The sequence below is a fragment of the Kaarinaea lacus genome (assembly GCF_975902315.1).
The window spans coordinates 1-5,295 of record NZ_CDLKIE010000236.1; the positions used below are offsets into that span (position 1 = coordinate 1).

The following is a 5,295-nucleotide window of genomic DNA, read 5'->3' on the forward strand; positions in this document are numbered from 1 at the left end:
AGTTACAGTTTCTGAGTGCATATATGCATCTCTGGGCAGGAATGACTCCAGCGTATCTTTTTTAAAGATTGCATAGACGGGATCATAGCCAAATATACCGGTAATCAGGGGGTAAATTGAACCCAGGATTGCAATGTAAGCCCACATTGGCAAGGTAGAAGTTTCATTTAACCATACGGGTACCGCACTGTTTACCTGTAGTGTAACCACAGACAACAAGAGGATGGCGAAACCAAGGTTAAAACGAAACATTCTGTCGATAATACCAATGTTTATATTTTTGACGCGTATGGTTTTCGTCCGATTTTTTGTGCGATGAATACTCATGGCTGAGAGATTAGCCTCCTTTGGTTTATTAAGGGTTGATAAAAAAGCAGGGAAGTGTAATAGCGGATCCCTGCAGAGTTGATGAACTCTATGGGATTTTCAGGACAAGTTGTTAGTCAATAACAATCATAAAATGTGTGTGATGTTTTTGTTAAGTTTAAGCATCAATTTAAAATTTACGTTGTTACCCTAACCATAGCGACTGACACTAATATTTCAACCATGATCTCACTGGGGAAGTATTATTTGTTTAGCTCGATCAGCATCTTATGTCCTATGTAATTTATTCTGATATAGACAACAACACACGATTTTGCGTACTCAATAAACACCAGGAGTTGAAGATAATAATTTAAAATCGATGAGCGAACTATTCTTCACAAATAAAAAAACGGGTATAACCATAAATGTTATACCCGTATTTTGATTGTTTGAATTTTGATTTTTATTAAGGTTTGTAAACAGTGAGTCCTACTGATTGCCAGGATTGCATGCCACCGCGATAGTAATAGATTTTTTCAGCAGGATAACCCAGCGCTAACAGGTTTTTAATGGCGGTTGGTGACTGGCCGCACCAGATTCCGTTGCAAAACAACAAAATCTCCTGTGCTTCTGAAAAATCCCAGGGATTGTCCGCTGCCTCTGCGTCGTCACTAAACCAACCTATAATGCTCTCAACAAATGAGCTGTTATTTCCTGCTTTCTTTTTTACATTCAACTTTTTAAGCGCCGCGGCAAGTTCGTTCGGCGATTTTTCCGGATCAAAACTGGTAAAAGGAATATTAATCGAACCGGGAATGGTGCCTTTCTCAAACCACGCAGGCGTACGAGCGTCAATGAGTACGCCTTTTTCAACTTCCAGTTTTTTATCAATAAACTCAAGTAATTCAAGTTCAGCAACTGTTTTTACGCCTGGCGCTACATATAAAGGCTGAAGGCAAAACGGTGGACACTTGCGGGATGTTTTAGTAAAACCTCCACTGAGAACGTTACTTTGATCCTGATTGCGCTGAATATTTATAAATTTGCCATCGTGATGTACGGGTACGCGTTCAAGGTCCTGTGTGATTTTTACTTCCAGTGCTAGCGCGCTGGTGCTGATCATTACAAGGGCTGTGGCTACGACAGATGTTACGAGAGATTTTCGGATAAACTTCATCGGACTACTTCCTGCTACTTTTAAAAAACTACACTACAAAATCTTAATGGGCAAAATAAAGATCCATTACCTTCTTTTGCAAATGGTGCAATCGTTCTTCTGAGCCTGATTGATCATCGGCATAGGCCTTAAATGCACGTTGTTTTTTCTTCTTGTCCAGTTTCGCATAATACTTATAGGTTGAAGGCTTTTCCGTTCTTAGAAGATCTTCCATTTTTCTTAATTGTTTTTTCTCTGTGGAGCTGAGCTGGCTTTTTTGGTTAACCACGGCAGTGGATTGAGCCTCTGATGCCAGTTCATCAAGATAGTCATTCGCTAAAGACTGGCTACTTACACTCAGCAAGATACCAAGCGTTGCTAAAACAGCTGCGCTCATTCGTTTAATCTGTTTCGATTTCTGGGTTTGTATAGCTGGATTATCCAATTTTAATTTCCGAAATTCGTTGGTGAGACGTTTCGTGGCTATCAATCATTGCCACTCGTTATCGTCGTTGATGCAGAAAACTTTATGGTTAGCTTATATAACCTGTGAGATAGGCTGGTTTTTATTGATGTATATCAAAAACTCAGCTTATTGTTTTCACTGGGATATATAGATTGTATTCATGAAATCGCGATTATCATAATTGCTGAGGGGCGCAGTTAAAAAGACAGTCCAGTAAAAAACGGGGCGCAGCCCTTTTCCAAACTCCCTAATAAGGGAGTGAAATAGAATTAACGATATTGCTCCTATTAATCTTTAGTAAGTAAACTCGAGCTTGCAAACTTCTGTGCATAGTTTTTCTCGTCTAACCCCTCCGTAAAAAAAGAAACCCAAAGGAATATATCTAATCCTAAATTCCCTTGTGAATTTCCCTGTTTAAAACTTTCGGGACCTAAATCCCGTTGATTTGCGTCTTAAAGAGAAACAGGGTGAAAAAACAAGGGAGAAAAAAATAATGAATATTTTTACAAAACATACTCAACAACAAGGTGTTACCTACCTGGAACACCTGTTTTTTGCCACAGGTATCGCTATACGTTTAGCCAACAGTGTCATCGCCTTTACCCTGCATGGGATATTTCCTTTCATTGATATAAAGAAAGAGCTGGATTTAGATGCAACAGCCCGGTTCATCAATGTAAAAAACAACTGGATTGAAGATAAAAAACAGATCAGGCAAACGGAACCGGTCAATCAAGCTGTTCTTCAGGCCCGATAAACTCCCTCCTTTCTTAAAGGAGGATTGAGAGAATTTGTCTTGTTAACTCAGGCGGAAACAGAACTGACCACTTTCATTGGAAACAGGGGTTGAAATTACCAGGTCAGCAACTATATTAGTTATTACTAATATACTTTTGATATCGAGGTGCCTTATGGTTATGGAAGCGACAAAAGAGAATTTTACTGAAGTCATTGAAAACAATGACATTGTTATCGTTGATTTCTGGGCACCCTGGTGCGGACCGTGTCGTTCATTTGCCCCGATTTTCGAGAAGGTGGCGGAAGCAAATCCTGATACCGCCTTTGTGAAAATCAATACAGAACAGGAGCAGGAACTGGCAGCCCATTTTCAGATCCGCTCCATCCCCACCCTGATGGTCTTTCGCGAAAAAGTACTGATATTTGCCCAACCGGGCGTGTTGCCAGAAGCTGCCCTGAACAAATTGTTAACCGAAGTTAAGGCGCTGGATATGGCGCAGGTACACAAGGAAATTGCCGAACAGGAAGCCAGCACAGCAACGGCCACCGCATAAGTAGCAATCAAAACTGAAATCAAAGCAAAGGCCCGGTGAAATCGCCGGGCCTATTTGTTTAGGGTAACCGCCATAAAAGAAGACCGAAGAAAATAAGAAATCTGAACTATTGTTGTCACACTCCTTTATTGTAAGCGGGACAGCATTAGCGCACCCATTTTCCTGTTCAGTAAACATTCAATAACCAGAAAAAAGTCTGGTTTTCCCTTGACCATCTCGTGCTGGCTCCTCACAATTAAGTTAAACCGCTGTCAGAAAATTTATTTAAAACTAACGATAAAACACAGCACCCATAACCTGTTTAGTTCAATTGAAGTTCAAATTATTTAAACAACAGGCATGTTTTAAAAAACATACGGTTAGAAAGGTGCTGCATTTATATTTGGCGAGATGAAAGGAGGCATCATGCTTGAAAAAGGGAGTTATATTCGAACAACAATATTTATATCTTTCATTTTCTTTCACTTTATTAGCGTAGCGCATGCTGCCAACCTGTCGTTCAGTGGCACGATTGCCAGCATTGAGATTGATACTGGTACCGGTGCGTACACTGGCACGCAAGTTGGTGATTCGTTTACCGGTAATATCACAGTCGGCAATAGTGCCAGCGATGCGACTGCAAGTGGTGTTTCACTTATGGATGGAGGTATTCCTGTTGCTTATGAGTATGAATTTTCGGGAACGCCTTATGGTATTACACTAACTAACGGCGTCGTTAATACATCAAGTTCCTTTTCCGGTGTGGAGATCGATAACAATGCACCGCTTGAAGTTGACGACATTAATTTACTAAATAATTTATTTGGGGCAAATTTAACAGTAGCTGACCGATTGGACGCGTGGGCGGTATTTGGTCATACAGATGGCGCTGTCATTGACATGAACGATAATTTGATCGATGGCATTGAGTTCGGATTTATTTTTTTACTTGAAAATACGCATTACAATGGCCTGGATTATCAAGCGGCACCACCCCCATTGACAGAGGTCGCATATCCGGTTTTTTATATCGCAGAAAATGATGCCGCCGGTAGTACGATCTTCTTCGCTATTGGTGTATTGGATAGTGTGACTCAGATACAGGGATCGGTTAGTTCCGTCAGTGTCTGGTTAAATAGAACGCATAATGAAACCAGCAATGAAACGACATATGCTTTTTATACAGATGTTTACGGAACGATTTCAGAATTTAAATCAATAGTAGTAACAACCCCACTTGGCGCTAGCCATAACCTTGGACTTAGTCCTGAAGGCGATCAATGGGGTTCCGGAATAGAAGGTTCACAGACAGATATAGAATCACAATTTCCTGACGGAACGTACACTTTCAATGTCACATACAATGACGACAGCACAGAACAGATCACCGTGGAGTTAGGTGGAGAATTTCCTCCATACCCTGAAAATGTTGCGCTAAATAACACGGAAGCTACATGGGACGCATGGACAAACCCTGCACCTTCATCTGAAATTGAATTGATAGTATCCGAAAACAATGGTGATTTTATCGAAGGAAACTCAAGTTTGCCGACTACAGCAACCTCATATTCTTTGACCAGCAATTTAACGCTTGACAGTGTATCTTATAATTTAGAGGTTTCGTTTGCCACAGAAGTTCTTCCGGCAGCTTATAAATCAACTAGCACTATTATCACAACTGCGGCTCCATCAACAGATAACAAACCAACAACTGGGGATGGCGGTGGTGGTGGCGGATCAGTGCATTTCGGTTTCTTATTAATACTGTTAATAGGTGTTATGTCACACCAGGTACGTGGAGTTCGTATTTAATCAAGATCTGGTCTTCCCTCTAGCTAACCGAGTGTCAGTTTTAATGGGGGAAGATCAACCAGATCCGTATTAATCTATCGAAACCTCTAGCCTACATGTAATTAATCGACTCTAAATCTATTGATTTGCTGTACCAATGTAGTCGTGCCCCTTTAATTAAGTGACGTATTCCTGCCATCGAAGTAAACTATTTACCAACCATTCATCATATAAAAGTTAGGAACACTATGATTATCGCCACAGATCTGCGCGAACAATTAATGGCCGATGGACTGAGTCGG

Annotated in this window: 6 protein-coding genes; 3 read left to right on the top strand and 3 right to left on the bottom strand. The window is 40.7% G+C overall.

The window, feature by feature from the left end:
• The 3 genes from ACWVCM_RS07080 to ACWVCM_RS07090 form a co-directional block, all read right to left on the bottom strand.
• Positions 1–327, bottom strand: a 327-nt coding sequence (locus tag ACWVCM_RS07080) for a YgaP family membrane protein (RefSeq protein ID WP_455201026.1), incomplete at its 3' end; no start/stop codon positions are given.
• Positions 328–775: 448 nt separating this feature from the next.
• Positions 776–1,486, bottom strand: coding sequence for a rhodanese-like domain-containing protein (locus ACWVCM_RS07085; RefSeq protein ID WP_455201027.1), 711 nt, complete (start codon positions 1,484–1,486; stop codon positions 776–778).
• A 43-nt stretch (positions 1,487–1,529) separates the two neighbouring features.
• Entirely contained in the window at positions 1,530–1,862 is a 333-nt protein-coding gene (locus tag ACWVCM_RS07090) for a hypothetical protein (protein WP_455201028.1), read from the bottom strand.
• A gap of 562 nt (positions 1,863–2,424) precedes the next feature.
• Here ACWVCM_RS07090 and ACWVCM_RS07095 point away from each other — a divergent pair.
• The 3 genes from ACWVCM_RS07095 (at position 2,425) to ACWVCM_RS07105 (ending at position 5,014) form a co-directional block, all read left to right on the top strand.
• The gene (locus ACWVCM_RS07095; protein ID WP_455201029.1) at positions 2,425–2,688 is read left to right on the top strand and encodes a DUF6356 family protein; all 264 of its coding nucleotides are present in this window, start codon (positions 2,425–2,427) and stop codon (positions 2,686–2,688) included.
• A gap of 160 nt (positions 2,689–2,848) precedes the next feature.
• Positions 2,849–3,223: a thioredoxin gene (gene trxA, locus ACWVCM_RS07100; RefSeq protein ID WP_455201030.1), complete on the top strand. Its 375-nt coding sequence runs from the start codon at positions 2,849–2,851 to the stop codon at positions 3,221–3,223.
• Positions 3,224–3,628: 405 nt separating this feature from the next.
• Positions 3,629–5,014, top strand: coding sequence for a hypothetical protein (locus ACWVCM_RS07105; RefSeq protein WP_455201031.1), 1,386 nt, complete (start codon positions 3,629–3,631; stop codon positions 5,012–5,014).
• Positions 5,015–5,295: the final 281 nt, after the last annotated feature.